General features: G+C 56.8%; 19 protein-coding genes and 1 pseudogene. 9 read left to right on the top strand and 11 right to left on the bottom strand.

Translation table 11 applies throughout. The annotated features are described in order from the left end of the window. The first annotated feature begins 59 nt into the window (after window positions 1–59). Window positions 60–3,413, top strand: a complete 3,354-nt coding sequence (locus KRAC_RS64530) for a malectin domain-containing carbohydrate-binding protein (protein ID WP_169461078.1) — start codon at window positions 60–62, stop codon at window positions 3,411–3,413. A 131-nt stretch (window positions 3,414–3,544) separates the two neighbouring features. Continuing rightward, window positions 3,545–6,013, top strand: coding sequence for a glycoside hydrolase family 31 protein (locus tag KRAC_RS55355; protein WP_007922107.1), 2,469 nt, complete (start codon window positions 3,545–3,547; stop codon window positions 6,011–6,013). A gap of 67 nt (window positions 6,014–6,080) precedes the next feature. Here KRAC_RS55355 and KRAC_RS73265 read toward each other — a convergent pair whose 3' ends face one another. After that, window positions 6,081–6,686, bottom strand: coding sequence for a hypothetical protein (locus KRAC_RS73265; RefSeq protein WP_007922106.1), 606 nt, complete (start codon window positions 6,684–6,686; stop codon window positions 6,081–6,083). A gap of 354 nt (window positions 6,687–7,040) precedes the next feature. On the opposite strand from KRAC_RS73265, the gene KRAC_RS64525 reads away from it, so the two are divergent. From KRAC_RS64525 to KRAC_RS55330, 4 genes are all read left to right on the top strand, one after another. Then, window positions 7,041–7,544: a MarR family transcriptional regulator gene (locus tag KRAC_RS64525; RefSeq protein ID WP_007922105.1), complete on the top strand. Its 504-nt coding sequence runs from the start codon at window positions 7,041–7,043 to the stop codon at window positions 7,542–7,544. Next, on the top strand, window positions 7,528–8,514 hold the full coding sequence (locus tag KRAC_RS55340; protein ID WP_007922104.1) for a daunorubicin resistance protein DrrA family ABC transporter ATP-binding protein: 987 nt from the start codon (window positions 7,528–7,530) through the stop codon (window positions 8,512–8,514). Before KRAC_RS64525 ends, KRAC_RS55340 begins: the two co-directional genes overlap by 17 nt. A 15-nt stretch (window positions 8,515–8,529) precedes the next feature. Further along, window positions 8,530–9,348, top strand: coding sequence for an ABC transporter permease (locus KRAC_RS55335; protein WP_007922101.1), 819 nt, complete (start codon window positions 8,530–8,532; stop codon window positions 9,346–9,348). Between the two features lie 178 nt (window positions 9,349–9,526). Continuing rightward, entirely contained in the window at window positions 9,527–10,717 is a 1,191-nt protein-coding gene (locus KRAC_RS55330; RefSeq protein WP_007922099.1) for an FAD-dependent oxidoreductase, read from the top strand. Window positions 10,718–10,748: 31 nt separating this feature from the next. Here the strand turns inward: KRAC_RS55330 and KRAC_RS55325 are convergent, their stop codons facing one another. Next, window positions 10,749–11,270 (bottom strand): tetratricopeptide repeat protein, encoded by a 522-nt coding sequence (locus tag KRAC_RS55325; protein ID WP_007922095.1) that lies wholly within the window; start codon window positions 11,268–11,270, stop codon window positions 10,749–10,751. A gap of 104 nt (window positions 11,271–11,374) precedes the next feature. After that, window positions 11,375–11,890: a cupin domain-containing protein gene (locus KRAC_RS55320; RefSeq protein ID WP_211221537.1), complete on the bottom strand. Its 516-nt coding sequence runs from the start codon at window positions 11,888–11,890 to the stop codon at window positions 11,375–11,377. Window positions 11,891–12,032: 142 nt separating this feature from the next. Between KRAC_RS55320 and KRAC_RS55315 the strand changes: the two genes are divergently transcribed. Next, a complete protein-coding gene (locus tag KRAC_RS55315) occupies window positions 12,033–12,533 on the top strand; it encodes a MarR family winged helix-turn-helix transcriptional regulator (RefSeq protein ID WP_007922092.1) in 501 nt (166 codons plus the stop codon). 48 nt (window positions 12,534–12,581) lie between these two features. On the opposite strand, the gene KRAC_RS55310 is transcribed toward KRAC_RS55315, so the two are convergent. Together KRAC_RS55310 and KRAC_RS55305 are read right to left on the bottom strand one after the other, a co-directional pair. Then, window positions 12,582–13,535 carry a phosphotransferase family protein gene (locus tag KRAC_RS55310; protein WP_007922091.1) on the bottom strand — a complete coding sequence of 318 codons (954 nt, stop codon included), beginning with the start codon at window positions 13,533–13,535 and terminating at the stop codon, window positions 12,582–12,584. A gap of 174 nt (window positions 13,536–13,709) precedes the next feature. Then, window positions 13,710–14,948, bottom strand: coding sequence for an aminotransferase-like domain-containing protein (locus KRAC_RS55305; protein ID WP_007922090.1), 1,239 nt, complete (start codon window positions 14,946–14,948; stop codon window positions 13,710–13,712). Window positions 14,949–15,264: 316 nt separating this feature from the next. Between KRAC_RS55305 and KRAC_RS55300 the strand changes: the two genes are divergently transcribed. Next, window positions 15,265–15,651: a VOC family protein gene (locus KRAC_RS55300; RefSeq protein WP_007922089.1), complete on the top strand. Its 387-nt coding sequence runs from the start codon at window positions 15,265–15,267 to the stop codon at window positions 15,649–15,651. Window positions 15,652–15,792: 141 nt separating this feature from the next. Continuing rightward, window positions 15,793–16,431 (top strand): DinB family protein, encoded by a 639-nt coding sequence (locus tag KRAC_RS55295; protein ID WP_007922088.1) that lies wholly within the window; start codon window positions 15,793–15,795, stop codon window positions 16,429–16,431. A 93-nt stretch (window positions 16,432–16,524) separates the two neighbouring features. Here the strand turns inward: KRAC_RS55295 and KRAC_RS55290 are convergent, their stop codons facing one another. The 6 genes and pseudogenes from KRAC_RS55290 to KRAC_RS64520 form a co-directional block, all read right to left on the bottom strand. Next, window positions 16,525–17,313 (bottom strand): hypothetical protein, encoded by a 789-nt coding sequence (locus KRAC_RS55290; RefSeq protein WP_007922087.1) that lies wholly within the window; start codon window positions 17,311–17,313, stop codon window positions 16,525–16,527. 117 nt (window positions 17,314–17,430) lie between these two features. Then, window positions 17,431–19,067, bottom strand: a pseudogene (locus tag KRAC_RS55285) (nuclease/transposase family protein). A 324-nt stretch (window positions 19,068–19,391) separates the two neighbouring features. Then, window positions 19,392–20,441: a DUF6585 family protein gene (locus KRAC_RS55280; protein ID WP_007922085.1), complete on the bottom strand. Its 1,050-nt coding sequence runs from the start codon at window positions 20,439–20,441 to the stop codon at window positions 19,392–19,394. 336 nt (window positions 20,442–20,777) lie between these two features. Continuing rightward, window positions 20,778–22,133, bottom strand: coding sequence for a cytochrome P450 (locus tag KRAC_RS55275; protein ID WP_052569393.1), 1,356 nt, complete (start codon window positions 22,131–22,133; stop codon window positions 20,778–20,780). A gap of 82 nt (window positions 22,134–22,215) precedes the next feature. After that, the gene (gene atpD, locus KRAC_RS55270; RefSeq protein ID WP_007922082.1) at window positions 22,216–23,670 is read right to left on the bottom strand and encodes a F0F1 ATP synthase subunit beta; all 1,455 of its coding nucleotides are present in this window, start codon (window positions 23,668–23,670) and stop codon (window positions 22,216–22,218) included. Window positions 23,671–24,078: 408 nt separating this feature from the next. Further along, a complete protein-coding gene (locus tag KRAC_RS64520; RefSeq protein WP_052569392.1) occupies window positions 24,079–26,916 on the bottom strand; it encodes a tetratricopeptide repeat protein in 2,838 nt (945 codons plus the stop codon). Window positions 26,917–26,982: the final 66 nt, after the last annotated feature.

Here is a 26,982-nt window from a genome sequence, read left to right as displayed (position 1 = left end):
TACTCTCGTCCGCGGCGTACGCCTCCACCTTACAGAGCACGAAGAGCGCAAATAGCGCGGTGCCGAATGCGACTGGTGGCTCGGGGGCCACGCTGCCCTATGCCGAGATGGAGGCCCATAGCGCTACCACCAATGGAAGCATTCTCGGCCCCGACTTTACGCTGGGGAGCCTGGCCTCGGACGCCGTGGATCGCCAGGCCGTGCGTTTGACCCAGGGGCAATATGTGCAGTTTACCCTGCCCCAGTCGGTCACGGCCAACTCGATCAATCTGCGCTATAGTATCCCGGATGCACCTGGTGGTGGCGGCATCAATGCCTCGCTCAGCCTGTATATCAATGGCGTCAAGCAGTCGAAAGATCTGCAATTGACCTCAAAGTATACCTGGCTGTATGGTGCCCCCGATTTCTCGAATTGTAATGGCAATGTTTGGTCCAAGAGCCCCGGTGGCACACCGCACCATATGTTTGACGAGGTGCATGTGCTCTTGCCACAGATGGCGGCAGGCACCAATGTCAAGCTGCAGGTCGACTCCGAGAATACCGCCCCCTGGTATGCCATCGATGTCGCCGACTTTCAGCAGGTGGCTGCTCCGCTAAGCGAGCCCTCGGGCTATATCTCAGTCACCGACGCGCCATATAATGCCGATCCCACGGGAGCGGTGGACGCCACGACGGCCATCCAGAACGCCGTCAATGCGGGCGCTTCTCAGGGCAAGGGCGTCTGGATTCCCCAGGGTACCTTCCTGGTCACCAGCCATATCCTGGTGAATAATGTTACCCTGGCGGGTGCTGGCTCCTGGTATTCAGTCCTTGAGGGGCCGCCCAATGGCAGCACTGGCACCGGCGTTGGTGTCTATGGTAACGATGCCTATGACGGCAGTACCAGCTCCAATGTTCACCTCTCGAACTTCGCCGTTGAGGGTCAGATCTCGAACCGCGTCGACTGTGTCCAGGATAACGGCATGGGCGGTTCTCTGAACAATTCCAGTATTGCCAATGTCTGGATCGAGCACACTAAGGTTGGTATGTGGTTCGATGGTCCCTTTAGTGGCCTGACAATCAGTGGCAGCCGCATCGATAGTACGCTTGCCGATGGTATCAATTTCCATCGCAACATTACTAATTCCAGTGTCTCGCAGACCATTATCCGTGGTACTGGCGATGATGGCCTGGCAATGTGGTCGTCCTCGGATAACGTGCCCGCCACTGGTGATAGCAACGATAGTTTCGATCACAACACGATCCAGTCAAACTATGTCGCCAATGGTATCGCCCTCTATGGTGGTGTGGGCAATAGCGCGACCAATAACGTGGTCACCGGCTCGCAGTATCGTGGTGGCGGCATCATGCTGGATTACGAAAACTTTGGTAACTCGACCGTACCCTTTGGTGGTACTACCACTGTTTCCAACAACACCATTAACCAGGTCGCGGGCTGGGGCGACCAGGGCATTCAGCAATTTGGCGCGCTGATGTTCTGGGCCGACAATGGTGCGATCAATGCCCCCTTCACGGTCTCAGGGGATGAGATCGACAATAGCAACTTTGCCGCGATCTCCTTTGACGGTGGCAACCCCGTGAGCAATGTTGCGATGTCCAATGTGAACATCAACGGGGCTATGTTTGCCTTCTCCAACAAGGTAAATACCGTCACTGGCTCAGCTACAAATGTTACGGCTAGCAACCTAAGTATCGGCGGTATGGAGAGCTGTGAGAGCGCGGGTTCGTGGAATGTACAAGATATGGGTGGTAACACCGGCTGGAGCCCGACGCCCCAGACCTGTGGCTTCCCTCCGCCAAATGTGACCCCAACCCCGGCGCCTACGAATACGCCCACGCCTATTCCGTCGACGCCCACACCCAGTCCGACGCCTATCCCGCCACCCTCTGGGACCCTGGTGACGGCGATTAACGCGGGCGGTGGCGCCAGCGGAAGCTATGTGGCTGACACTGATTTCAACCAGGGCAACCAGTTCTCAGATACCTCAACCTCCATTGATACCAGTGGCGTAGCCAGTCCTGCGCCGCAGGCGGTCTGGCAGAATGTGCGTTGGTACAGTTCCTTTACCTATACCATTCCTGGTCTGACGCCCAATGCCTCTTACACCGTCCGGCTGGACTGGGCAGAGCTCTCCTTCCAGGCAGCTGGCCAGCGCAAGTTCAACGTAGCCATCAATGGTAGTCAGGTCTTGAGCGCCTTCGACGTTTACGCTACGGCTGGGTACAAGAAGGCGATTGCCAGGCAGTACGCGGCTACAGCCAATAGCAGCGGACAGATCGTGATCGCCTTTACCCAGGGTGGCGCGGATAATCCCTTCATCAACGGCATCGAGATCTGGAATCCAGGCGGCGGTACACCAACGCCAACGCCAGTTCCGACCAATACGCCAACCCCAGTGCCTACGAATACGCCCACGCCAGTTCCGACCAATACGCCCACGCCTATTCCGTCGACTCCAACGCCCACCCCAACCCCGCCAACTCTGGTGACAGCGATTAACGCGGGTGGTGGTGCTAGCGGAAGCTACGTGGCCGACACAGGCTTTAATCAGGGGAACCAGTTCTCGGATGCCTCAACCTCCATCGACACCAGTGGCGTGAGTAATCCCGCGCCGCAGGGGGTCTGGCAGGATGTGCGCTGGTACAGTTCCTTCACCTATACAATTCCTGGTTTGACTGCTGGGAACACGTATACGGTGGAACTGGATTGGGCGGAACTCTCCTTCCAGGCGGCAGGACAGCGCAAGTTCAATGTCGCCATTAACGGCACCCAGGTCTTGAACAGCTTTGATGTCTACGCCACGGTTGGATACAAGAAGGCACTCGTCAGGCAGTTCAGCACCACGGCCAATAGCAGTGGGCAGATCGTGATCGCCTTTACCCAGGGCGGCGCGGACAACCCCTTCATCAATGGCATTGCTATCTGGAAACCCTCGGGAAATCCACCTCCTACGGGAACGCTGGTGAGCGCCATTAACGCGGGCGGCTCGGCCTCGGGCAGTTTCGTGGCCGATACCGGCTATGACCAGGGCAATCAGTTCTCGGATACCTCGACTTCGATCAATACCAGTGGCGTGAGCAATGCCGCCCCACAGGGGGTCTGGCAGACTTGCCGCTGGAACAGTTCCTTTACCTATACCCTAAGTGGCCTCACGGCTGGTAAGTCTTATACGCTCAAGCTCGATTGGGCGGAACTCTCTTTCCAGGCGGCGGGGCAGCGCAAGTTCAACGTTGCCGTTAATGGCAGCCAGGTTCTCAGTTCCTTTGATGTCTATGCTACGGCGGGCTACAAAACGGCAGTACAGAAGTCGTTTGCAGTCACAGCTAATAGCAGTGGGCAGGTCGTGATCGCCTTTACCCAGGGCGGCGCGGACAATCCCTTTATCAACGGTATCGAACTCTACAGCGCCTAGTCACGCAATGTAGAAAGAACGTTACTGACGTACGCGCCTACGCCTCCGGGGCAGAGTACTGACACCCAGCGTAGGCGCGTACGTCAGTAGCGCACAACCACCACAACGTGCTTTGAAAGGAAAACACTTTTATGGAGATGGCAACGCCAGCCACCACAAGCGCTCATCTTATCTCACTCTCCCCCCTGGGCTACCATGCCCTGGGGACCGCGTCCATGCTCGAAACCACCACCTCGAAGGTGTGCTTGCGCGCTGGCTCAGCAACGGTCGAAGTTACTGCGCTAGCTCCAGACCTGTTTCGCGTAGGATTCTTCCCGCATGGTCGTCCCGCAAGTTATGGCTCCGAGGCCGTGATTCCTCGAGAGTGGGAGCCGGGTTTCGTGACGATCAGGGAGGGAGAGGGGGAAGTAACTATCGCCACTTCTGTTGCGACCGCGCATCTCTCGCTAGATCCTCTGCGTATCGGCTTTACCGACCAGGCTGGTCGCGCCTTCGCGACCGATGATCCAGAGCTTGGCATGGGCTGGTTGACCCCCGAGCAGGCGCCATCTCTCGACATGGTCAATCCGCTCGCCATCCTTGGCACACCCACACGCGTCTATAAGCGGCATCAACAGGGAGCGCGCTACTTTGGTTGTGGCGAGCGCACAGGCGAACTGGAGAAAACGGGGACCCACCAGCTCTTCTGGAATATTGATCCACCGCGTGGTCATACCGCTCTGCAAAATAACCTGTATGTCTCAATCCCCTTTACCATGGCTATGGCCGATGGACAGGCCTGGGGTCTCTTCCTGGATAGCCCGGCGCGCGTCGAGTTTGACCTGGCGCATGAGGATTCTCAGCGCTCGTGGTTTGGCGCGGAGAATGGTGACCTGGTCTACTATGTCTTCTGTGGACCCACGCCGCAGGCCGTTCTGGAACGCTATACCGAGCTTACGGGCCGCACTCCGCTCCCACCGCTCTGGTCCCTGGGCAATGGGCAGAGCCGCTTTAGCTATGAGACCGCCGAGGAGGTACGTGCCCTGGCGCGCGCCTTCCGTGAGCGCGACATTCCCTGCGATACGCTCTACCTCGATATTGATTGCCTCGATGGCTACCGCGTCTTTACCTGGGATAATACGCGCTTCCCCGATCCCGAGGGCCTGCTCTCTGAGTTGCGCGAGATGGGCTTCCACGTCGTCTGCATTGTCGATGCGGGCGTCAAGGTAGATGAGAACTACGAGGTCTATACCGAGGGTCGCGAGCGTGATCTGTACTGTAAGACGCCCCAGGGAGACGACTACCAGAATGCCGTCTGGCCGGGCGTCTGTGTCTTCCCCGATTTTACTAACCCGCAGGCGCGCGCGTGGTGGGGCGACCTCCACCAGGGCCTGCTCGACGCTGGTATCACGGGTATCTGGTCCGACATGAACGAGCCTGCGCTCTTTATTCCCCTTAATTCAACCATGCCGTCAGATGTGATTCACCCAGGCGGCGGGAAGGCGCGGCTACACACACAGGTGCATAACGCCTATGGCTCCTTGATGGTGCAGGCCGCGCGCGAAGGACTCTTGCGCTTGCGACCCCAGCAGCGACCCTTTGTTATTTCGCGCTCCGGCTACGCGGGCGTGCAGCGTCACGCCCTGATCTGGACGGGCGATAACTCCTCGACCTGGGAACACCTGGCGATGAGTCTGACGCAGTTGCTGAACCTGGGCCTCTCTGGCGTGGGCTGGGCCGGTACCGATGTCGGCGGCTTCTACGGCGACACCAGCGGGGAACTGCTGACACGCTGGACGGAATTTGGCATCTTCCAGCCATTCTGCCGCAACCACTCGGAGAAGCAGACGCGCCACCAGGAGCCCTGGGTCTTTGGCGAACCCTACACCTCTACTATTCGTGATCTTCTCAAGTTACGTCAGCGCTTGCTGCCCTATCTTTACACCCTCTTCGCGGAGTGCCACCGCACGGGCGCGCCCCTGTTGCGTCCCCTCTTCTGGCACTATCCCGAGGACACGGATGCCTATGGTGCAAGCGATCAGTTCCTCTGTGGTGATGCCCTCCTCGTCGCGCCCATCACGCGCCCTGGCGCCGAGTACCGCCACGTCTATCTCCCCACGGGTACCTGGTTTCACTACTGGACTGGTGAGCGCTTCGAGGGTCCGGCGCATATCCTCGCCCACGCTCCCCTTGGTCAGCCTGCCTTCTATGTTCGGGCCAATACCGCCATCCCGCTCTGGCCCGCCATGAACTACGTCGGCCAGGCTCCAGCGGACCCCCTGACCCTCATCCTCTACCCGGCCCCAGGCAGCGGCAGCGCCACGCTCTACGAGGATGCCGGTGATGGCTATGCCTACACAGAAGGGGAGGATGCCCGGCGCGCCATCCTCTGCGAAGTGGAAGACAAGCTTATTCGCGTCACCCTGGGAGCACAGGAAGGGACCTATGCCTCCGCGAGCCAGCGTTTTCTTCTCGAACTGCGCGAAGTCTCCACCGCGCCAGCAGAGATCAATCTAGGCGACCAGCCCATCGCCTGGTATTACGACCACGAACAGCGCCGGGTCAGCATCAACCTCGCCGCCACGGCCCACGAGCAGGTAATCGACATCGCGCTCTCATAACTGATTGTGTCCTTTGAGATACTTGCTTCCCCGCCCATATTAGGAGGGTGAGGAAGCAGTATTTTCGTCATTGGCAGACTTGATTTATGACTGTCATGTATTTTGCGATATGCTCCTTTGAAATAGAGGAGCGATAGTAGAACAGACATAAATTTTGGGAGAGGGCCGAAAATCCAGCGGAGTTTTTGATGAGATCAGATGCTACTTGCCTAGCTTCGGCTGGAGTCGCAAATACCGCTATTTCAACGACATCTAATTCATATGTGTCGCTCCAGAAAACCATTTTTCCTTCAGGTTCGTAGCTCACACAACATAACCAGCCATTGGTGTATTTAACATCATGTGTTTTTTGTCCCGAAGCCAGAATGGCACCATACACGCTTCTCGCTGTATATGGCAACCCTGCCTGGGGCGTCTCGGGTGGGTTAGAAACCGCTAAGGCGGGATAGCTATATTCTGAGGCAGATGGAACTGCTGGCGTTTGGTGACGCGAGGCATAATATACTCCACTTGCAAAGCCTAGATAATATACCATCACGAAACTAAAAAGTAGCAGCGAAATAATAGCTAATCTTGTGGTGTTGCGTTTTGAGAGGAGAGGTTGCCTCTCTCCTGAGATGGATTGCCTGGTTAGCTCTACAGATTGCTGAGAGTCAGCTTGATTGGTAGACATAGACCCTCCAGATTTTAAATGAGTCAATTCTTTACCGCAAAGCTCCTACTGAAATTTCATGATGCGCAAATAAAGCGTGCTGATATAGTGGGCAGCATTGCTCATTTTGAGTGTATATCCTATATATACGTACGCGCAAGCAAATCCTCAACCCTCTTCCCAAAGTGTTTTCGTCTCCCTCTTTAGACAAATCAACCCTCCTACAAGTGAAGAGAAATGAGAGTGTGAAGATGTCATTGACGTGTTTCGACCTTGACAGAAGAGGTGTAGTTAGATTATCATATACTTAGATAGGCTAAGTAATAGAAAAGCTAAGTACTAGCATGCCTAAGTAAGTAGGCAAAAGTGTGATCGATGACAGATTCTCCTTCTTTTGATGAGCTAAATATTGCGGATGAGTTGCTCGATCTGTTGCCAGAGTTATTGCGCCAGTTGCGTGTGGAGTTGCCTGCTGAGGGGAGTCTTGAGCAGGAGAGTCCAGAGTGGCGTGATATCTCGGAGTTGCGGGCGACCAATGGGCAGGTGCGTTTGCTACGTATCCTGAGTACGCGTCAGCGTTGTACCATGCAGGAGCTGGCCGAGCACCTGGGGGTCGCCGCGCCAACCGTAACCGCGATGGTCAAAAGGCTACTGGCCCAGGGCTTTGTTGAGCGTGTGCGCGATGAGCAGGACTGGCGCGTGGTCTGGATCTCGCCAACCGAGCGCGGGATGAACGCCTTCAGGGCGTATGATCAGCTGCGGCGCGAGAATCTGCGTCGCCGCCTGTCCCTGCTCCAGGTGAATGAACTTATGCAATTGCGCGCGGCCTTGCCGGTCCTTCGGCGTTTAATCGAGGTGAAGCATGACAATCACGGCTGAGAAACTTTCGCGCTCCTTTGGGGAGATCCACGCGGTCAGGGGTATTGACCTGCATGTTGAGCGTGGCGAGACCTTTGGTTTTCTAGGCCCCAATGGGGCTGGTAAAAGCACCACTATGAAGATGTTCTCGACCCTCTTGCGCCCGACAAGCGGACACGCGGTCATCAATGGCTATGACGTCGAGCGTCAATCCTCCCAGGTGCGCCGGAGCATCGGGATTGTGTTTCAGGACCCTACTCTCGACGAGTACCTGACGGCAGAACAGAACCTATATTATCATTGCATGATCTATCACACTCCCCCGAAGACACGCGAGGCGCGCATAAGCGACGTGTTGCGTCTCGTCGGCCTGGAGGAGCGGCGCAAGGACGTGGTCAAAACCTTTTCTGGAGGCATGAAGCGTCGCCTGGAGGTTGCGCGTGGCCTGTTGCATGAGCCACAGACCCTCTTCCTCGATGAACCCACGGTGGGCCTGGACCCCCAGACCCGGCGCAGCGTCTGGGGACATGTCCTGAAGCTTCGCGAGAGCACGGGGTTAACCATCTTTATGACTACGCATTATATGGAAGAGGCTGAATATTGTGACCGTATCGCCATCATGGACCACGGGCAGATCGTGGCTGTCGATACGCCAGATGCGCTCAAACGGATGGTTGGACGAGATGTTGTGCGCCTTACCGTCTCCTCGCCCGAGCGCTCTGAGGCACTTCTGGCCCAGCAGCCAGCCTATAGCGCATATCGGGATGGGGACGACATCATCGTCGAGGGTGATAACGGGCAGACCCTGGCGGCGCGTGTCATCCGTGAACTGACCCTGGCGGATATCGATGTGCTCTGTGTGAACGTTAGCTCGCCCACGCTGGAGGATGTCTTTGTTCATCTGACGGGTCGCGCCATTCGCGAAGAGTTGGCGAGCGCGAAGGACCGCATGGGTTCGCGCCTGCGCAGTCGTGGCCGTTTGCGCCGCTAGAGAGGGAGAACTGCAATGCTAAAAATGACTGAACCGGCTATCATGCCTGAGATCATGCCCGAGAGTATCTCCGCCAATGCGCGTTTTATCGACCTGGAAGGCATTGCTATGATCTGGCGACGCGACATGGTGCGCCTCTGGCGCCAGCGTTCGCGTCTGCTAGGGGCTGTGGCGCGCGCTTTGGTCTGGCTCTTCGCGCTCGGCTTCGGCCTGCGCGGCTCGCTCGGCTCTATCGCGGGCTTTAGCTACGAGCAGTTTGTCTTTCCTGGCGTGATCGCTATGACGGTCATCTTCAGTGGCCTGCAATCGGCGATCTCGATTGTGTATGACCGCGAGTTTGGCTTTCTCAAAGAGGTGCAGGTTGCGCCCACGCCGCGCTCGACGCTTGTCATCGGCAAGTGCCTGGGTGGTGCCTCTAGCTCAACGATCCAGGCCCTGATCATCCTGATCTTCGCGCCCTTTGCCGCCGTCCATCTCACGCCCTTGAACATTCTGGCAACCTTCGTGGCGACCTTCGTCACGGCCCTGGCTATCTCGGGCCTGGGGGTGGTGATTGCCATGTGGATCACCGATTTTGAGAACTTTGGCACGATCCAGAACTTTATTACCCTGCCTCTCTACATGTTCTCGGGCGCCATCTTCCCCACGCGCCAGGTGCCCGGCTGGCTACACGCCGTCCTGCTACTCAATCCCCTGAGCTATGGAGTGAATGCCATTCGCGGCGCGCTTCTTGGCTACGAAGCCAGCAGTATCCCCTTTAACCTGGGCATCCTGCTTCTCTTCACCGTCGTCATGGTCGGCATCGCCATCTTCATGTCACGCAAAGAGGTATAGAAGTCAAAAAGAAGTGAGTCGGCTGGCAGGCCTGCCAGCCGACTCACTTCTTTTTGACTTCTGCCAGGTGAAGTGTTGGATGATTGGCAGGCGAAGACGTCTATCTCTTTAGGACAGAGAACGCGATGTCTACCAGGCAGTGAGCGGCTACCTGGCTGAAGACGAAAGAGAGGGAAGCGTGTCAACATCGCCTTTGCATGTAGTTATTATAGGTGGCGGACTTGGAGGCCTATGCCTGGCTCAGGGATTACAGCGTGCGGGGATAGACGTAGCGCTTTATGAGCGGGATACCTCACCATATACGAGGAAACAGGGCTATCGTCTGCATATTGATCGGCGAGGAATAGATGCCCTGCATTCCTGCCTCCCTCCGCACCTGTTCGATCTGTGTATGGCAACCGCATCTCGCCCAGGAAGTCAGGTTACGATTGTCACAAAGCTGCTTAAGCCAATAAAGGTGATTGGTTTTTCCCAGGAAGACTCGCCCACAATTGTGCCAGTAAGCACTTCAGTCGACCGGCTGACGCTGCGCGAGATTCTTCTTATCGGCCTTGATGACATTGTGCATTTCGGTAAAGAGTTTCTCCAATATGAGTACCTATCGGATGGCAGGGTGCAAGCATTCTTCAGCGATGGGACAGAGGCGTGTGGAGATGTGCTTATCGCGGCTGATGGCGTCAACTCGCGTGTGCGCCAGCAGTTTCTCCCCCAGGCTTCCATTGAGGCGACAGATGTACGCTGCATTTATGGCAAGACGCTCCTGACCGAGGCTACACGTTCCCTTATCCCAGATTTTCTCTATCGTGGTTTTGCCCAGGTAGTTGGCTTCCGCTTTAGCCTGGCCCTTGGTATTGTCGACTTTCAGCAACTCCCTGCTGAGGTCGCGCGTAAGTTCGTGCCCGACGCATGTTTCCATACCACTGGCAGCTACTTGATGTGGTCATTGAACGCGAAACGCAGGCATATAGGGATGTCTGATGACAAGCTGTTTGGTCTGGATGGAGCACAGCTGCTTCAATTTGCCTTGCAGAAGACGAAGCGCTGGCATCCCACCCTGCGCGCACTGCTTGCCGCTAGCGATCCGGGGGCGACATTCCCTATTGCTGTGCGGACGGCAGTTCCCTGCCAGCCCTGGAAGAGCACCTCGATCACTTTGCTGGGGGACGCTATTCATGCCATGAGTCCTGCGGGTGGTTCGGGAGCGAACATGGCCTTGCGCGACGCACACAATCTCTGCCAGGCCCTGAAGGTAGCCGCCCATGGCGAACGGCCTCTTGTTCCCGCTATCCATGACTATGAAGCATTAATGCTGGAGGAGGGTTTTGAGGCCGTTCGCTTTTCGGCTAGAGGAGGGGTTTTACGCCAGTAGAGGATCTAAAACCTTGCAGCCTTCAACCTGCCTATTCCTCTCCCTCGTACCATTTCTCGTCGAGGTGGGTGGAGTAGTACTCAAGCCCACGCTTAAAGTACAGGAGCTTCTCGTCGGTGGTGGTCTCCAGCAGGTTGGTCAAAGCGAGTTCCAGTGCCTCTTTATACTGCTGGGAGTTGTAGAGGGCCATCGCGAGAAAGATCTGGAGGGCGCGGTTCTGCGGGAACTCGCGCACGCCCCTCCGCAATGTCTCCACCGATTTCTCATACTCGCCCAGCCCACGATAGGTACTTCCCAGGCCCAGCAAGGCCCGCTCCAGGCTGGGCCCCGCGAGCCCCTGCTCGAGGGCGCGTGTATAAAAAGGAACAGCCTCGTGTCCAAGCCCTAGATTGTCCCGCACAACGGCGTTCTGGAAGGTAATCTCGGCATCATCGGTGTAGGCCGCGTGTAATTCCATAAGGAGCGCCTTGGCCTGTCTCAGAATGGTCTCATCCTGTTTGGCGCGTCCCTCTTCGCGCAATTGGATGGCTTCAGCTAAACGTTCTCGGTCCATTTTTATCTTCTTTGAATCCTTTCTCTGTATGCTTGTTTAACCCTTCAATGGTATCACACTCTTTGATGCCTGGCATAGGAGTAAGAGTTATTTAGAATTGTCTCTCAACCACAATTTTTCGATGAGTTCGCTTCATCGCGGGCTGCTCGCCAGGCGGGGCTATCCATAAAGTGGTTGTCGTACAACTCCTGAGATGCTATGAGATCTGCCTGTGTTGCTTCCCCCTTCATGACACGTTCGGCCAACCGGAAGTATCCGAACCGATCCAATCCTGGGGCCTGGACAATCAGAAAATCCGCAGTATGAGTGGGGGTGGTTGCGAATGCATGGGCCATATTAGGTGGAACGACGACCATGTCTCCTTTCCCAGCCGTGATCACCTTCTCACCAGCAAGCATTTGTAGTTCTCCATCGATGACGTAGAAGAGTTCAGCCGATTGATTATGGGTATGCGGCTTCGCCCCCTCAACGCCCCTCCCCATCGTCGTTCGCATAGCGCTAAGCGCTCCTCCAGTGTCACTGCCATCAGCGAGCAAACGCGTCATGAGTTGCGCGAACCCAAAAGTTTCCACCTCACTCTCCCGTACAATGAGAGCCTCCGCAAAATTCGGTACAAGCATGGTCATATCTCTCTTGTTCCTTTCCTTTTCTTGACGCCCAACAGGGGGACATGTTATTATCACAACGTTAAGATAATAAACCAAATAAATGTTAACGTCAAGTATTTTAATGTTAAGGTATTTGTATGGCTGGGAGGAATGCATGACTGATGCAATTGACAAGGTAATGGATCAATGGCACGGGGAGCGTCCCGACGTTGACCTCTGGTCGATGGGCGTTCTCGGTCGGGTCGCGCGGCTCTCACGTGTACTGGAAAGGGAGTACAAGAAGTTTTTCAGCGAGCACGGGTTGGAGGCGTTTGAGTTTGATGTGCTCACGACACTGCGTCGATCAGGAGAGCCATATGAACTCACTGCCTCTGCCTTACTCAAGGCAGCATTGGTGACCTCCGGGGCCATCACAAATCGTATTGATCGCATGGAGGCCAGAGGCTTCGTCGAGCGGGTGCGAGATCTCGATGATCGACGTTCTGTCCGTATCCGACTCACACCACATGGACGCGAAGTTTTGGACAGAATCTTCAGCCTTCATGCCGCGAACATGGAGCGCATACTCCAACCCTTGGACCGGGAAGAATGCGAACAGCTTGCGAATATGCTCCGCACCCTGCTGGAGTCCTTTGGGGATACCTCCCTGGAGTGAGCGGCAGTGTGGGGCAACGCTGCCCTCTCTTTTTTCACATGCGTCCATTTAGCAAAGATCGCGCGCAATTTCTACACAGCGTTTGATTGCCCATTGAGCGATGTTCCATTCCTGCTGGAGAGCTGTTTCATAGACTTCGGTCAGTCCGATGCGGAGCTGATAGCAGAGAATCCGCTCCTGATAAGTGGGGAGGCTTGAGAGGTGTGCCTCGAAGTAGGCGGCCTGTTCCCTCATACACTCCAGCCAGGGACTCCAGAAATAGGCGGTCGCGACATCAAACAGGGGATCGCCATACTTGGCATTCTCCCAATCGAGTACGGCGGTGATGCGCTCTCCGTCAGTGAGTACATTATTCGAGCCGAAATCACCGTGAACCAGGGCGCGCTCCTCCGGACACTGCTTTACGAGAGCGAGAAACGTCTTGAGCACTTCCTGGCACATAGCAAGTTCTTTCGTGGGTAGTGCGCGTTCCCAAGCATAGGTCTGTGGCTCCAGAAGAAACTCCCGCCATGTCACATAGACTCCCTGTCCAGATGCGTCAAAATCGCCAAAGCCCGTTGTATCATCTGGATCAAATTTGCTCAATGCTAGCCAGACATCAGCAGTTGGCTTCAGGAGGCGTTGAAGCGTGGCACTATCGACATCCTGAAGTGTGATCCCTGGCATTTTTTCGCTTATGCTGAAGGCATGTTGCTCATCAATATATCCCGTCTGGATGACACGTGGAATAGGGACTCGCTCGGAATGGAAATGGTGATAAGCGTAGGCACCTTTTTGAAAGCCCGCGATGGAGGGGTTGATGCGAATGACGTACTCAGCGTTACCACACTTGAAGGAAAAGGCCTGCGACTCTTCGCCTTCAATCATCTGTTGGAGAGTGTCTACCTCGCTCATACAGTGATCATAAAGGAAGGCCTTTACCGCTTCCAGATTCAGTTCAGTCTTTTTATTACCCATGTTCAGAAGTATATACTGATACATCCGAAAAATTGTAGGGTCCATGCTTACGTGGACTCTCCTCGCCAGGCGATATGCTCACCCCGTGAGAATAAGTCCATGCAAGCATGGACCCTACAAACTCCGTACCATCATATATAAGTGCGTGCGCTTGCCCCCGAATGGGGGTTAGCAGCGCGGCCCCGCAGCGTCGTTGGGGTGGTGTATTGTACTGCCGCTCTAAGCCTTGACTGCGGTCTCGGCCAGGGCTTTATGGAAGACGCGGCCCAGGCGCGCGATACCCTCGCGGATCTGCTCAGGAGTGGCGTTGGAGAAGCTCAGGCGCAGGGTATTTTCTCCACCACCCTGGGCGTGGAAGGGCGTGCCAGGCACAAAGGCTACGTTCTCTTTGACCGCTTCGCGCAGCAGTTCGGTCGAGTTCAGGCCTTCTGGGAGGACAACCCAGAGGAACATGCCACCCTGGGGACGTGTCCAGCGAATGCCTGCCGGGAAGTGTTCCTCCATGGCCTGCAACATGATATTGCGGCGCTCGCCATAGGTGCGGCGGATAAGCGGGATATGCTGCTCAATGAAGCCTTCGCGCAGCAATTCATGGACGATCAGCTGGTTGAGCGAGGCGGTATGGAGGTCCGCGCCCTGCTTGGTCTGGACGAGCTTGCGCACCAGTTCGGGGGAGGCGACGATCCAGGCCACGCGCAGGCCAGGTGTCAGCACCTTGGAGAAGGTGTTGAGCTGGATGATGTTGCCCCGGTATGGCTCGCCCTCGCTCTTGCGCAGTTGGCTGTCCAGCGTGAGCAGGGAGGGAAGAGGCTCGCCCTCGAAGCGCAGCTGTGAGTAGGGATCATCCTCAACAACCGGGACGCCATAGCGGTTGGCCAGCTCGACCAACCGTTTGCGGCGCTCCAGGGAGAGGGTCACACCCGAGGGGTTCTGGAAATTGGGCAGGACATACATCAGCTTGGGCTTGAGGGCCAGCATCTCCTCCAGGGCATCGGTGCGCAGGCCATTTTCATCGGAGGGGACGGTGATATAGTCAGCGCCATAGGGGGCCATAGCCTGCAAGGCACCCATATAGGTTGGCGACTCCACCAGAACGAGATCACCGGGATTGACTAGCAGGCGCCCAACGAAGTCCAGGCCCTGCTGCGAGCCTGAGACGATAAAGATATTCTCAGGTGTGATCGTTAGCCCATCGCGGGAGGAGGTCTGCGCGATCAGCTCAAGTAGGGGGCGGTAGCCTTCCGAGGGGCCATACTGAAGGGCCTGCACACCGCGCTCCTGAAGTACCTTCTGTGTGGCGGACGCGACCTTCTCTACCGGAAAGATTTCAGCGGCGGGCAGGCCGCCCGCGAAGGAGATCACCTCTGGCTGCTCGGTAAGCTTAAGGAGGTCGCGAATGGCGGAACTCTTCATCAGTTGGACGCGTTGCGCGTAGTGCAGGTCCCAAAAGTCTGGCATGGATAGGCTCCTTTTCTATCTGCTTATTTTTAATTTTTTACTGGAGATAAAGTTTAGTGTAGAGTGTGATGGATAGCGTGTCTACAGCCAATAGCGGCCAATGTTGGGGTAAAGTATAACAATTGGCTCCCTTCGATGCACAAGACATCCCCCATTTGGGCCTAAAAAACAGGAGAAGTATAGGACCAAATTTGTCCGTTATTCAGGGTATACTACTCGTGAGGTGGAAATGAACAGGCTTGTGGTGAGCGTGTGGATGACGAAATTGTGACTACAAGGAAGAGCATTTCCTAGAGAGAAAAGAAGGAGCTAAGCTATGAAACTGAACTATATCCCCTTGATCGTTACTGACTTTCCAGCTGCGGTTCGCTTCTGGCGCGATGTGGCTAAACTGCCCCTGACATATAGCGATGAGGCAACGGGTTTTGCCTCGTTTGACACGGGCAGCACCACTTTGCTACTCCTCAGTAGTACGCTTGCCAATGCCAGTAAGATTGCGACCTCAGAGCAATCCCAGGCTCACTCAATGTATCTCTCCTTCCAGGTGGAAGATGTTGACGCTAGCTACGCGGAACTGCTCGCGGGCGGTGCCACCTCTGTCTATGAGCCGCAGGACTTCTCCCATATGCAGGCGCGCCAGGCCCATGTCACCGATCCCGATGGTCACCTGGTCGAGCTCTACACGCCATTCCCCAAAGCCTGAGTTTGTAGGGGCCATGCTGGCATGGCCTTTTCGCGCAAGGGGAATTTTACTCTCGGCGCAAAGAGGCCATGCCAGCAGGCCCCTACAGAAATCCCATATTACTTGCCGGATACCCAATAAAGCTTGAGGAAGAAAAAGCGTATGACAAACATTTATCTGGAAGTAGGCGAGAAGAAAGTCGCGGCCTGTGCCCTGGAGTGGCCTGGCTGGTGCCGTTTCGCGAAGACCGAGGCCGAGGCGATGCAGATCCTTATTGTATATGCCTCGCGTTATAAAGTGATTGCGCTCAAAGCAGGGCTGGAGCTCAATCCCGGCGAGCCGGTGGTCGTCGAGCGCGTGCAGGGCGATACAACCACAGACTTTGGCGCACCCTCAGCCATGGTCACCAGCGATACCGCTCCACTTGATGCCGCGACGGCCGAGCGGGGCGTCGCGCTGCTGCGGGCTGCGTGGGCGATTTTAGATGAGGTGGTTGCCGCCTCGCCCAATATACTCCGCAAAGGGCCACGCGGTGGTGGACGTGAGCGCGACGAAGTTTATCGCCACGTTATCGAGGCCGAGCGAACCTACGCGCGCAAGATCGGCGTGCGCCACAAGCCCTTCCCGCCCGGTGACCGCAACGCCCTGACTGCCATGCGCGAGGACATTGCCTCAGTCCTGAGCCAGCCCTCCGATGGCTCGCCTCTGGCACCTGGCGGCTGGCCCTCTGCCTACGCCCTTCGGCGCATCGCCTGGCACGTTATCGATCACATCTGGGAGATTGAGGACCGCCGCGAATAAAGTGCATTATCTAATTTCCTCCCCACCTATGCAGGTGGGGAGGGGAAAGTCGTGCTTCTGAAGAGCGCTTGAGTATTGGACACGATGAAGACCTCATGATGGCATGCCTCCGCTAAAGGTCTCTGATACATAAATATAGAGCTGACTGAGGAAGTATAGGGCAATGACGGTGAGCATCACGACATGGAGTGTGACGCGTATACGAGGGGTGAAGGCCTGGCCTCGTTTCTCATCCCATTCGATTAGTATGTAGGGGAGGATGAAGAGCGCGGCGGGGAAGATGGGCAGGGCCAGCGTAGCCAGGGCGAGTGCGCCGTGGGTGAGCACAGAGGGGGCGTGTGCTAAGCGTAGGATGAGTGCGAGCAGGAGTGTGGCACTGCTCCAGGCCAGGGGAAGTGTTGCGAGCTTGCGTGGGTAGGAGAAGAGCGGATGTGTGGGATTGAAGACGCGTGCAAGCCAACTCCAAAGGATGAGCAGTAATGCCAGGGTTGGAACGACCAGGACCCAGGTATGTGCAAGGGTAAATGGTAAGGGCATGGAGGTATTGGGAAGGAGCAGCGTGATCCATGCGAAATTCCAGTTCCAGCCAGCGCTCTCCATCAGTATCAGGGGAAGCGGGGCCGCCAGGGTTCCCAGTGTGGTCATTACCAGGAAGCGTTCGCGAGGTCGCTCGGAGAGATATGCATGCCTGGCAAGGAGAGCCGCACCGCACCATCCCAGTACCGCGAGGAGCAGCATGAGCAGGAGTGTGATCGTTACCGATATCGGCGAGCTGACGGCGTGGAGCCGGTAGAGCAGCCAGGCGCGGCCAAGCAGTGGCGGGATGAAGAGCAACCATACCGGGTCGCGCAGCGGTGGAAGCGTCGAGCGTAGATAGTGCATAGCGTGATTCCTGGCAGGCGCTTGCTTGAGTAGAGCAAGCGCCTTTTGTCGGGATTATATCACACCCTGGCCTCCTCGATGAAGCTTGATTACCCCTGTCTCTGAGAGCTCCCCGTGCTAAAGCAGCGGGGGTTCCAGGGGTTCGACCCACGCTTCCAGCTCTTCTCCCCAAAGGAGAAGAGCTGGAAGCGTGGTGGTTCCCCTGAACTTTTCGGCAGACGCGCTCTGGCTCTGGGAATACCAAAGCTTCGGGGCAAGGTCTGCCCCTCTTTCGCGCGTTGGATTGCACGCTCGTGTGCTGCCATGAGGCACGCTTCCGCACCTTCCCAATACCCCTGGTATCGGGCACACGAGGGAATGGGGTCTGCTGGATCAAGGTAGGCAGCAAGATACGCCGAGTACAGGTCGCGTTGGACGGGACCCACGCCACACTCGCACTGATGCCAACGCTGCGAAAGCGGCTTTTTGACCCGCTTGCCGCACCCATGACACCATTGGCTCAGCGCCGTTGTACGTGTGGGAACTTCGAGGAGGGTGCCGCCCGTGCTTGCAACGGTGCGTCTCAGGAGTTCGACAAACATCCCTGGTGCTCGCAGTCCCACGCTCTTGCCAAATTGCTTTTGCCAGGCCTTGTAGGAAATCTTTTCGAGGATGATGGTGGTGCCCAGCTTCACCACCTGATGCACCTTGCGCCCATGCAGGCTCTTGCGGTGCGCTGCCAGTTTGCGCTCTTTGGTCGCCTTGCGCCGTCGGGTGACCTGGTAGCGCTTGCTCTGTTTCCAGCGCAGCTTCTTGTTGCCCTGCTTCTTGATGCGCCCCTTCTCGTCGTAGTGCTTAGGGTTGGCTGCCCGCCGCTGCCGGTCCATCTGCCGCTGCAAGCGACAAATGGCACGGGCCTCGGGAGCCAGTTCTGCACAGAACACCTCCAGGCTTGCCTCTCCCTCCTGGGGAACGAGCGCCAGGGTCGAGGGTCCCACATCGCCTCCAATGATCCCCTTGCCGATGGTGTGTTTGGGTTTGTGGTGAGGCTTGCCCTCCAGGGCCAGCTGCACGAAATAGCGATAGCCCTCGGCATCGGCTCCCTCCGCCCTGGAACTACTGGCAGGACGCTGGATGAGGCGAGCATACTTGATGCGGTGCCTGAGCCCATGGGTCAGGACTTCATCCTTCCAATCGATGAGGGCGGGCAGCTGGTCTCCGTTCCAGAGCAGATACCCTGCCTTTCCCTCCTCGGGTGGTTGCAGGACAAAGCGCAGGCTGGTGTCGTTGCGCTTGTTCTCAATGCTGGAGAAGCCGCGTCCTCGGCTTTTGAAACGCACCCGCCTGGCTTTGCCCAGGCAGACGCGGTTGAGGGCGCGATAGGCACGGGTGGCCAGCGTTTGTGCCAGCACGGCCTCGATATGCTCGGCAATCCAGCCGACGCGCAAGCCTTTGACGGCTTCATGCAACGCCGCCTCGGTGAAGCCATAGGTCTTGCGCAAGGCGGAGAAGGCGGCGGCTCGTTCGGCTTTCTGAGTGCGAGGAATGGTACGAGCCACGTGCCAGGCGGGATCAGACCGCATGCGCCGCAGACGCCTCTGTCCTTCGGAGAGGATGGCATTGTAGAGCTGGCGAGCGGCTTCCAGGTGGGCACGCAAGCGGGAGGCTTGCCCTGCATCGACGACCAGGGGCAGTTCCAGTAGGAAGGTGGGCGTGGCAGGCCGTTTCTCCTGCTGTTTCTTCTTCTTCCGTTGTCCCTGGCATGTCTTTTGCACGCCCGCTCCTCCTTCAATCTCATAGGTGCGATCGATCCTCACACATCTATTGTACCAGAGCGGCGTGAAGAACGCAAGTTCTAGAAGGCATGCTTTTTCCGGTCCTCACGCTCACGCGGGGGTGGCGATTCATCCCCGGCATCAATGACTCTGTTGGGAAATTTTGTCCGGACAAGTTGCCCAATAAGAGAAACAAACATGAGCTGTATTTATGCTCTGGAGCGGACATTTTTGCAGCCGTTTTCCAGATGCTCTGGTCGATTTTGTGCCCATTTTGCATCTTCTGTTTTCTCTATCCAATAATCGCCATCCTGTCTGGACAACCTAATGGAATTTTCCAACAGAGTCATCAATGACCGGGGCTTTCTCGCCACGTCCTCTGTAACGTGCGCGAATAGTATTCAGGAGACCGATCAGGAGTGCGGCATTGGGTAGCGAGGGAACAGAGAGGTTGTACCAGAGCAGGTCCGCAGGCCTTTTGGTGATGCGAATGGCGAACGCCGAGACTTGAATATCGGCAATCTCCTCCCATGCCAGGTTTTTGTTGCCATCGCTTAAACCCTGGGATGAGACCAGGAATGTGCCAAAGGCGATTGGCTGTCCCTGTTGGAAGGTCTCAAGGATCTGGGGAAGGTAGAGATTGAGGATCTGTTCTTCAATCAACTCGCCCAGACCGGCGTAGGCCGAAAGATCAGCCATACCCTCCACCTGGATAAAGCCACCTTGCGAAGAGATAACACCCGCCCCCGAAGAGATGCTCATGCTTCCACTGCTATTTCCCACCATGTCTAGCAGACCGGCATAGGGGCCTGTGAGCAGGCTAAATTTAAAGGGGGCCGCGTTGGCTGGTTGGACAATATAGCCCAGGGTTGAGGGAAGTCCATTGACGAAACCAACTTTGCGCCAGACAGCGCTGATATCACGCCAGCGAACTGCGAAGAACTGTTTCCCCTCCAGATATACCAGCCCCTCGGGACAGCCCCAGGCGCGAAACTCGCTCGCGCTACCTCCGCCAAGAACGCCTCTTACCAGCTTGATTAACATCGGCAAGAAAGGCAGGATGCAGACCAGAATGACCGCAGGTGCAATCAGGTTAAAGGGGAAAGGGGTGACAAGCAAAGGAACAAAGATGCCCACCAGCAGCCCAATGCCACCACCGCCCAGGCCCAGGATCAAAGGAATAGCGATCGCGGATCTTCCAGCCGAAGCTTTGGCGCCCCGATTATATTCCCGGGTGGGCGCGCCCAGCCTGGCGGCTTCTGCAGCCTGAAACACGGCTGGTGGAATGGTAGACGAAGGTACTGGTTGCCCTACAGGGGACGGAAATGTAGCTCCTGGCTGCGCCGAAAATTGCGGTTGAGATTGCCATGACATAGGATGGAAACTCCTTTTTACAGCAGGCAGGTTCCTGCCCGCCATATGCCATTGATAGCTCTATGTATGCCGACGTTAAAAGAGGGACTGCGCGCTTGAGAACATAATCAATACATTTTTTGAATACCGTAGGATACAACCGGTCCTGCTTGTTGCGCGGAGGTGATATTAGATATGCCAAATAGGAAACGTAGTGGGGAAGAATTTTTATCGGGTGAGATTGAGAAAGCGGCCTCATGTGCCTGAGCTAAAACGAAGGAGGCGCATTATGCACCCCCTTCGTGAAGTGTGATCGTTAGGAATTTACGTGTATTCACCATTTAGCGCAGGGAGTGCTCAATGCCGATGTTCGCTGAAGCGCACGCGGAAGGCGGTGCCAAAGGTCGGCGTGGGATCATTCTTCACACGCAACTTGCTCTGAGGAGAAACCTGTTCCAGGCGGGCCAGGTGCAGGAGTGTGGCCATCACCAACACGATCTGGGCCTCCGCGGCCCCGGCTCCCAGGCAGATATGTGTACCGATGCCAAAGGGGTTATAGGCCCCTCGTTGCTTATGTTCCTTGCGCTCTTCGCTATAGCGTCCAATATCGAATGTATAGGGATCGGGATAGAATTTTGGCAGGAAATGGCTGACGGTCGTGGCAAGCATGACATTTTGCCCCTCTTTGACCGAATGGCCAGCAAAGGTAAAATCCTTGGCCGCCGTTCGCGTCACAACCGGGGCAATTGAGTGCAGCCGAAGCGTTTCCATCATCGCATCGTGTAGCACATTGTGCGCGCGAATTTGCTCCTGCGTTGGCAGACCTTCGGAGAAGAGCTGATCGGCTACCTCTACACATTGTTCGAGCACCTGGGGATGCTTGAGTAGCTCATACAACAGAAAGGTACATTCGTTGGCGGCAGTGTCGAGTCCGGCCACGAATGGACCCAGCGAAGCAAAGACAATTTGCTCCTCGCTGCCCAGCATATCCTGGAATTCAGGCTTCTGGCTCGCCTCCAGGATATTGTCTACCAGGTCCTTTCTGTCGCGCACAGTCGTCCGATGTTTGTCCACGATCTCCTGCCCCATTGCGAGGTAGTCCTTTTTCGCGCGTTTATAGGATGGCAGCTTCAGCATAAAGGAGGGCGTTTGCTTTGATATATGCACATTGAGTCCGAACCGGATCGTGGTAATAATGCTCTGAAGATTGGTGCCAGGTGCATGGTCGGCCAGGGCTCGGCCCAGTTGTTCAGTGACAATTAAGCGGAAGAGCGTGAGCGCCGGGATCTCTTCGCCAACCTGAAAACGCTTGACGACAGTCTGAGCGATATCAACCAGTAACGGAATATCCGCCAGCAAGTTGCTAACCGAGTAAGCGGGCTTCATGAGCTTGCGCATCTGTGAGTGTGCCGGACCATCGATGGCTATCAGGCTATTTTGGGCGCCAAACTCGCAACCAAAGCCGTCCCAGACTTCATGCGACCGAAATTTATCGGCCCCCATTTGTGTCACAAAGATGTTGGCTTCTGGCCCCGCCAGGATGACGAATTCCTGGTTCAGAGCACGTATACGAAAAATAGGTCCCAACTGCTGATATTGCTTGACAAGAAAGGCCACGAGATCCTGCTGCATGGCCAGTGCATTCCCCACTACTGGCCATCCTGGTGCCAGTGGTGGGGGAGAGAGTTGCTCGATTTCGGTTGCTGTGCTCACATATCCTCCCTGAAGCGCTTCCTAGATATTGAAAGTTAACTTTCACAAGGTTAACTTTGCATCAATATGCGGTTACATCATATCATTTATTTCCTTCCTGCTCAAAACGCGCGGTAACCTCGTCGATGTTGCCTGCCATGTAGAAGAGGCTCTCGGGAATGTCGTCATGCTTGCCCTCAAGTATTTCGCGTACGCCGCGAACGGTCTCGCGCAGGGACACATAGCGCCCCTCACGCCCGGTGAAGACCTCTGCGACCGCGAAGGGCTGCGAGAGAAACTGCTTCAGCTTGCGCGCTCGCGAGATGGTGAGTTTATCCTCCTCGCCCAGGTCATCGATGCCCAGGATGGTAATGATGTCCTCTAGTTCGTTATAGCGCTGGAGGGTACGCTGCACGCCACGGGCCGTGTTATAGTGCTCCTCACCCACGATCTGAGGATCCAGGATGCGGCTAGCCGAGGCCAGTGGATCCACCGCGGGAAAGAGAGCCTGCTCGGCGATGGCCCGGTCGAGTACCACGGTCGAATCCAGGTGGGCGAAGGTCGTCGCAGGCGCGGGATCGGTATAGTCGTCTGCGGGAACGAAGACGGCCTGAAGGGATGTGATCGACCCCTTTTTCGTGGAGGTAATGCGCTCCTGCAACTCGCCCATTTCCTCCGCCAGGTTGGGCTGGTAGCCAACTGCTGAGGGCATGCGTCCAAGCAGGGCCGAGACCTCAGCGCCCGCCTGGGTGAAGCGGAAGATGTTATCGATGAAGAGCAGTACGTCTTTCCCCTCCTGGTCGCGGAAGTACTCGGCCATGGTCAGCCCAGTCAGGGCAACGCGCAGGCGTGCACCAGGAGGCTCGTTCATCTGACCAAAGATCATAGCAACGCGATCAATCACACCGCGCTCGATCATCTCGTGATAGAGATCATTGCCCTCACGTGTGCGCTCGCCCACGCCCGCGAAGACGCTATAGCCACCGTGATTGATGGCGATATTGTTAATCAACTCCTGGATGATCAGTGTCTTGCCCGTGCCTGCGCCGCCGAATGCCCCGACCTTGCCACCCTTCATAAAGGGGCAGATCAGGTCGATGACCTTGATGCCGGTTTCGAGGATCTCGCTATCCTTCGTCTGGTCCTCCAGCGTGGGCGCGGGCCGATGAATGGGCAGCGTGGGCGCGTCCACCACGGCCTCTTTATTATCGATAGGCTCTCCCAGCACATTGAAGATGCGCCCCAGAGTCTTCTCCCCCACGGGAACGGTGATGGGCCGCCCCATATTGCGCACCTCTATGCCACGCATCAGGCCCTCCGTTGGTCCCATTGCCACGCAGCGCACCCAATTATTGCCAATATGTTGCTCCACCTCGCACGAAAGCTCCTCGCCATTGCTGGGATTGGTTAGTCGCAGCTCATTATAGATCTGTGGCAGGTGCTCGGCGGGAAATTCGATATCGATCACAGGTCCCAGAACTTGTACAACTTTGCCCTGGCCTGCTGCCTGCTGTGTGTTCTCTGTCTGTGTCTGTGCATTGCTCGTCGTCTGCGCCATCTTCTCTGGCCTCCTTATAGATAGTGTTTTTCTGTACACCACTACTTTAGGCCAGAAAGCGCCCGCCCACCTGACGCAAATAACGTATCTTGAGCACAGCATTTTACGAGGCAAAATCACACGGAGGTAGGCAATATAACGTAGATCTCTGCTGGAAATTGCTGAATGGTCATGTCTATCTTTGCATGCTCCGGTGGCTCGCAATGGGGAATTCCCGCACAATTCTATGCTGTATTCAGATGGGGCGCAGCTATTGCCTATAGCCATAAAGTTTCGGACTAAGGACGCATATCAAGAATCTGCAAGGATGCTCCATCGCCTAAATCATAGATAAACATAAGGTTTCCCTCCCTGAAATAAAGATGTGTTTTTACCGTCTGCTTAGTATCGCACATTTGAGTGTCCGCGCTATGCCAGTTGTTGCTCGAAGGCCACGCGGGCGGCGGCGGTGCGGGTGCTGACCCCAAGCTTGGCGTAGATGGAGCGCAGGTGGGTGTTGACGGTGCGGCGGCTGAGCACCAGTTCCTGGGCGATGCGCGCGTCGGGGTGCCCCAGGGCGAGCAGGCGTAGGACCTCGCACTCGCGGGCCGTGAGGTGGAAGGCATTGGCGGAGGAAGGTGTGATGGATTGCGTCTTCGTGGTGTCCTGGGTGAGAATCGTGATGTGAGAGACGAGATCGACGACCTGGGCCAGCAGGAGAGCGCAACCGACGTTCCAGGACTCGCTCCATGTCTCCGCGCTGATCTCCTTTTTCAGGTTGGTATAGAGCTGCTGGTGCCTTGCCTGGTGGATGGGTGGGAGTGGGGTCTGGAGCTTCTCGCGCAGGCTGTGGGCGCTGGCGAGGAGCTGGACCGCCAGCTCGGGCTGCCGTGAGTCCAGGCAGAGCTGGGCCACGCTCTCTAGCTCGCCCGCGAGCGCGACATGGTTGCCAGTCTGCCACGCAAGCTGAATGCTCTCCTTAAGTAGCGTGCAGGCGAGCTGATATTCTCCTTGTTCAAGAGCCAGCCTTCCTTGTGCGCAGAGGATGCGTGTGTGCGTGAGCTTATCGTTCATACGTTGGGCCAGGTCCAGGCACTGGTTGTAGTATGCCTGGGCGCTCGGGCTGTTGTCACACAGGCGTTCAACCTCGCCCAGGGCCAGCAGTGTATAGGCTTTGCCGGGCAGGTTTTTGAGTTCGTTGGCGAGACGCAGACTCTCTTTCAATGTGGTTGCAATCTCACTCAGTTGTTCCTTTCCTTCCTGCCACTGGTTAAGCCGGGCCATAGCCAGGTAGCTCAGGGCGCTTGCCTGCCCCTCGCGGTCGCCCAACTGCTGGGCGAGCGTGAGCGCCTGCCCCAGGTATTTATTGGCCTCGGCATAGGCTCCTTGAGCACTATAGGCGGCTCCTGTCCCATTGAGGCAGCGCACCTGTCCCCAGCGATCCTCCAGGGCTTCAAAGTAGTTGAGACCGCGTTGATAGAGGTAGTGCGCGCTACGCAGCTTGCCGCGCAGGTGCATGATCGTGGCCAGGCTGATGTAGACCTCGGCCAGCCCGCGTTTCTCTCCCACCTCGCGCAGCAGCATCAGGCTAAGCAGGTAGTGGGTCTGGGCTGCGTCGACATCGCCCTGCTTGCTGGCGATATTGCCATAGATGCGGTGCAGAGCGGACTTACCCCATTTATCGCTGGTCGTGCTGAGCACCTGTATACCCTGCATGGCGAGCTCGCGCGCCCGGGCATATTCTCCCCGCTGCATGGCGAGCATGCCCAACTCGCTCAGGGCCAAAGCCCTCACGCGCAGGTCGTCAACCCGCTCGGCAAGTTCCAGGCACTCCTCCAGGCGCTGGCTGGCGCGAGCCGTGTTGCCTTGCAGGCGGGCCTGACAAACCGCAACATAGAGGATGCGTGCCCGGTATGAGTGTAGCTCCGCGCTCGCGTCAAGGGCCAGAATCTCTTCCAGCCAGTTATGCTGTGTGCTCTGCGTATGGCGCAAGAGCAGATAGTCACTCAGGGCGCTTCCCAGGCGCAGGGCTAGCTGTGCATTTTGCCGGACAAGGACGCGGTGCAGGGCCAGGAGCAGGTTGGGCGACTCTTGATCCAGCCGCGCCAGCCAGTGTTGCTGCTCTGACCCGCGCATGTTGGCGTCGGCCTCCTCCGCCAGCCGCAGGTAATAGTTGGCGTGTCCATGCTCGCTCTCCTCCTGCTCTCCGCTCTGCTGGAGGGAGGCGCAGGCGTATTCGTGGAGGGTCTCTAGCAGCATAAAGTGTGGCTCGTCCCGCTCTGAAGCCAGGGAGCGCACCAGGCTTTTATCCACCAGTGAGGAGAGCATTTCCAGGGCTTCGCTTTCACTGCTTATAGCCATACAGGCTGCCGCAGCTCCTAGATCCCAGGTCCCAATCAAGCTCCCCAGGCGACGGAAGGCGCGCCGCTCTGCCTCTGTGAGCAGGTCATAGCTCCAGTTGAGGGCGTTACGTAGCGTTTGCTGGCGCTGTGGCAGGTTGCGTGGCCCCCCAACCAGTAGCGTAAGGCGACTGCTCAGGCGGGTGAGCAGGGCCTGGGGACTCAGAATTTTGATGCGGGCCGCCGCCAACTCAAGCGCCAGAGGCAGGCCATCGAGCCGCTGGCAAATCTCTGCAATGGTCGCGTAGTTCTCCTGAGTCAGCGTGAAGGAGGGTTTGACGGCCTGTGCGCGCTCTACGAAGAGGCGCAAAGCGGCGCTCTCTTCTCGTGGTACGTATGCGTTCTCCGCCTGGCGTGGTAATGGTAGCGGAAGAACCTCTATTTCCTGCTCCCCATACAGGTGAAGCGGTTCGCGGCTGGTAACCAGGATTTTGAGTTGAGGGGCTGTAGCCAGGAGTTCGGCGACGAGGTCCGCGCCCTTAAGGAGATGCTCAAAGTTATCGAGAAGCAGGAGGCAGCGGCGTTCATTCAGGTATGCCTCCAGGCGCTCCGTCAGCGTCTCCTTGCCTCCCTCATGGACGCCAAAGGCGCTGGCAATCGCCAGCAGGATCTGCTCGCGCTCGCGGAGAGGCGCGAGCGAGACGAAGAAGATGGAGCGAGGGAAGGCATCTTGCAGAGTGCGAGCAATTTCCAGGCTCAGGCGCGTCTTCCCCACGCCACCAGGACCAGTCAGCGTGACCAGGCGTGTGTTCTCCATGCGCAACTGGCTACTGACAGCGTGAATCTCCTGCTCTCTGCCGATGGTGGCCGTCATCTGCAAAGGCAAGCGTGGGGAAGATATCGAGTTGGTGTGGCTGTTTCTCTCCATATGAGCATATCCCGCGTCGTTTTTCGCTTTTTGTCCTATACAAATTATAGCTGAGAGGGGTGGGGC

The organism is Ktedonobacter racemifer DSM 44963 (genome assembly GCF_000178855.1).
In the GTDB taxonomy this organism is placed as follows: domain Bacteria; phylum Chloroflexota; class Ktedonobacteria; order Ktedonobacterales; family Ktedonobacteraceae; genus Ktedonobacter; species Ktedonobacter racemifer.
This window is presented reverse-complemented; position numbering and strand designations above follow the sequence as displayed.